The organism is Acerihabitans sp. TG2 (genome assembly GCF_035013185.1).
GTDB lineage: Bacteria > Pseudomonadota > Gammaproteobacteria > Enterobacterales > Enterobacteriaceae > Acerihabitans.
On sequence record NZ_JAYGJO010000064.1, the window covers coordinates 1 to 3,151 of the forward strand.

The 3,151-nt window shown below is 49.3% G+C and carries 3 protein-coding genes; 1 reads left to right on the forward strand and 2 read right to left on the reverse strand.

Annotated elements, in window-relative coordinates:
• Positions 1 to 79 precede the first annotated feature (79 nt).
• Positions 80 to 595, forward strand: a complete 516-nt coding sequence (locus tag SJI19_RS24305; protein ID WP_323480812.1) for a ClbS/DfsB family four-helix bundle protein — start codon at positions 80 to 82, stop codon at positions 593 to 595.
• Between the two features lie 221 nt (positions 596 to 816).
• On the opposite strand, the gene SJI19_RS24310 is transcribed toward SJI19_RS24305, so the two are convergent.
• Both SJI19_RS24310 and SJI19_RS24315 read right to left on the reverse strand, forming a co-directional pair.
• Entirely contained in the window at positions 817 to 2,217 is a 1,401-nt protein-coding gene (locus SJI19_RS24310) for a sorbosone dehydrogenase family protein (protein ID WP_323480810.1), read from the reverse strand.
• Positions 2,218 to 2,581: 364 nt separating this feature from the next.
• A complete protein-coding gene (locus SJI19_RS24315) occupies positions 2,582 to 2,749 on the reverse strand; it encodes a hypothetical protein (RefSeq protein WP_323480811.1) in 168 nt (55 codons plus the stop codon).
• Between the last annotated feature and the right edge of the window lie 402 nt (positions 2,750 to 3,151).

Genomic DNA, 3,151 nt, shown 5'->3' on the forward strand with positions numbered 1-3,151 from the left:
CAATGTCCCGCATCAAACGACGCGCTGTCTGGCTTATGCCTCCAAGCTGGATATCCCAACAACAGGAGAGGGAATTCTCATGGGTGTGCCTCAAACTAAATCAGAACTTCTGTTAGCAATTGACAAAAACCACAATAAATTATCAGGTTATCTCGCCTCAATTCCGCCAGAATCAGCATCAGATGAATCAATGGAAGGACATGCAAAAGGCTCTGTTATGAGTGTTTGCAATCTTGTCGCCTACTTACTTGGCTGGAATAAATTAGTTATCAAATGGATAACTCTTGATGCAGCAGGAAAGCCCGTTGATTTCCCGGAAACGGGTTACAAGTGGAACCAGCTTGGTCTTCTCGCCCAAAAGTTTTATCGCGACTATAGCGATTTGGATTTATGCTCACTCAGAAGCCAACTACAGGATGCTAAAAACGAAATCGTTGAATCTATCAAAAAGCGATCTGACGATGATCTGTATGGAAAAGCTTGGTATGGCAAATGGACAATGGGAAGAATGATTTCTTTTAATACATCTTCTCCCTACGCCAACGCCTGCGGAAGGTTAAGGAAATGGGCAAAAGAAAATAACCTCAAGCTATGAGGGAGGCCGCAGGAGAGCGTGGACGAGTTCCGAGTGCAATCGTAGGCCATCAGGCTTCGCCAGACGCCCTTAAAGCGCCTCTAAATTTCGTATTTTGTTCTTTATTGAACAGAATGAAAAACGCACCAGAGAGCCTTTCAGCGCATCTAAACACAAAAAGGTATCGTATCTTGTTGATTACCTGAAAAATAAGACTACTAAGGGTAAGCTGGGGGCGCTAATTAGGGTGTCGACTCGGCAGTCACGCGCCAGATACAGTTACCGACATCGTCGGCTACCAGCAGTGCGCCTTGCCTATCGATGGCGACACCGACAGGTCGTCCATAGGCATCGCCTGCGGCGCTGAGAAAACCGCTGAGCACCTCGACTGGGGGCGAGGCTAATGGTTGACCATCAGCAAAGGGCACGAAGACTACGTTGTAGCCGCTTTGTGGCCGGCGGTTCCACGAACCGTGCTGACCGATGAACATTCCGTTGGCATAGGCGACGGGCAAACTATTGCCCTGTGCAGACACCATGCCCAGAGGTGCAACGTGAGCCCCCAGGGCAAAATCAGGCATGATGGCCAGGTCTACCTGCTCAGGACGAGGTGGTGTCACCCGCGTATCGACATGCTGGCCATAGTAGCTATAAGGCCAACCATAAAAACCACCATCACGCACCGACGTCAGGTAGTCGGGCACCAAATCGCTTCCCAGTTCGTCACGCTCGTTGACCACGACCCACAACTTGCCAGTGGTCGCTTCCCATGCCATACCGTTGGGGTTGCGCAGCCCAGAGGCAAAGATACGTGCCTCACCACTGCTTCGATCCACTTCCCAGATCGCTGCCCGTCCTTGCTCGACAGCCATGCCACGTTCGGCGACGTTACTGTTCGAGCCGACGGTCACGTAAAGCCGACGGCCATCGAGGCTGGCAATCACGTTTTTCGTCCAGTGATGGTTGATCTTTCCGGCAGGCAGCGCTACCAGGCTACTGCCAGGGACATTGATACGAGTATCGCCACTGGCATACGGAAAACGCAGCAGCGCATCAGTGTTCGCCACATACAGCGAGTCGCCCACCAGCACCATGCCGAAGGGCGAGTGCAAACCGTCCAGCAGCACTGAACGCAGATCCACTTTGCCATCGCCATCGCTGTCCCGCAGCAGGGTTATACGGTCAGCGCTGGGCGTGCTTGCTCCGGCGCGCTGCATGACCTTGCCCATGATCCAGCCCTTGATACCTTGAGCATCATCAGGCTTGGGCGGCGCATTGCTTTCGGCCACCAGTACGTCTCCGTTGGGCAATACATACAGCCACCGCGGATGATCCAGGTTCTTGGCAAACAAGGTAACATGCAGTCCTGGGGCTGCTTTGGGGCTCATCCCCGCAGGCCAGCCAACGGCCGGCGCGATGTTCAATGTTGGCAGTAGACGGTGTTGCGGTGCAGGCAACACGGGTGAAGGCCCGGTTCCGGCACTGAAAGGCAAGGTTGCCGTCTCGCTGCATGCGGCGAGAAACAGCAGCAGAGTACCCAGCAACATGTGATGGTAATTGCTGCGCCGAAACCTGGGTACCAGGAGGGGCATGCTGCCAATCAACAGTAGGATCACGATTAACATGATGTTGCCCCACTCCATGGCATTCTCCTTAAAGAGTAACTAGAGAAAATCGGTAGCTAATTCTCTGATTTTTTACTGAAAGAATAAATTTCTCAGAACCTGAAAAACTGCAATTTTGGACGTCATGTTGGCTACCACTTAAATCAAAAAGCTTATCGCAAGAATAGTATTGATATAGGAAGTCCGCCATGTGACGCGTAAATAATGATTTAATTTTTCACGTCGTAATCGTGCGGCGTAGCGCAATAAAACGAATGGAAGCGCCCTTATGGACCGCGATATATCATGGGCTACGGGAAGCAGGTAAGAACTTAACGCGAATGACCATAACATCCCAACCACAAATCACTAATCACTAATCACTAATCACTAATGGTAAAGGCTAACCCCAATAATCAGGTTTGGCTTCACGAATCACATCATTAACCTCTCGAATAATTGTTGCACCCCCGTTCAAAAAATCATCATCAACATAGATCAAAGTCATAACGTCAGATACATCGCCTTCTTCGAAAAAATCCTCATCATCAGACTTCACTTTGAACGACAAAGTATCTCTTTGCGCTAGCAACTGGTCATAAGATCTGCCTCGACCATGCTTTAATACAGTGATAGACAATAAATATTATTGAAACCTAGATGCAATATCAGTCTTATTTTTAACAAGAAGAATTTTTTGGTTTCCTTGAAACCATCGATGCAGTTTAGCCCCTGTTGTAAATGAGGTAACCGGACGGCGAACTCACATTGTGTGGATAAAATAATGTATTAAGCTGGGTGGGTATTAGCTAAAGCTATTTTCAGCGTAGGGTAAAAGTTCATTTATTCGGCTGTTGGGCCAGATAGGCAGTAAGCGCCCTTAAATCGGCATCTTTTTTTCAGTGATTAACTGCGCCACACTGCCGCTGTCTACCCTAAACACCGAGGCGCAATCATGAAATCTCAACAGCGA

Bases quoted from the DNA above. Each gene is read 5' to 3' on its own strand.
- SJI19_RS24305 (WP_323480812.1), top strand. From the start codon at position 80: ATGGGTGTGCCTCAAACTAAATCAGAACTTCTGTTAGCAATTGACAAA.
- SJI19_RS24310 (WP_323480810.1), bottom strand. From the start codon at position 2,217: ATGGAGTGGGGCAACATCATGTTAATCGTGATCCTACTGTTGATTGGC.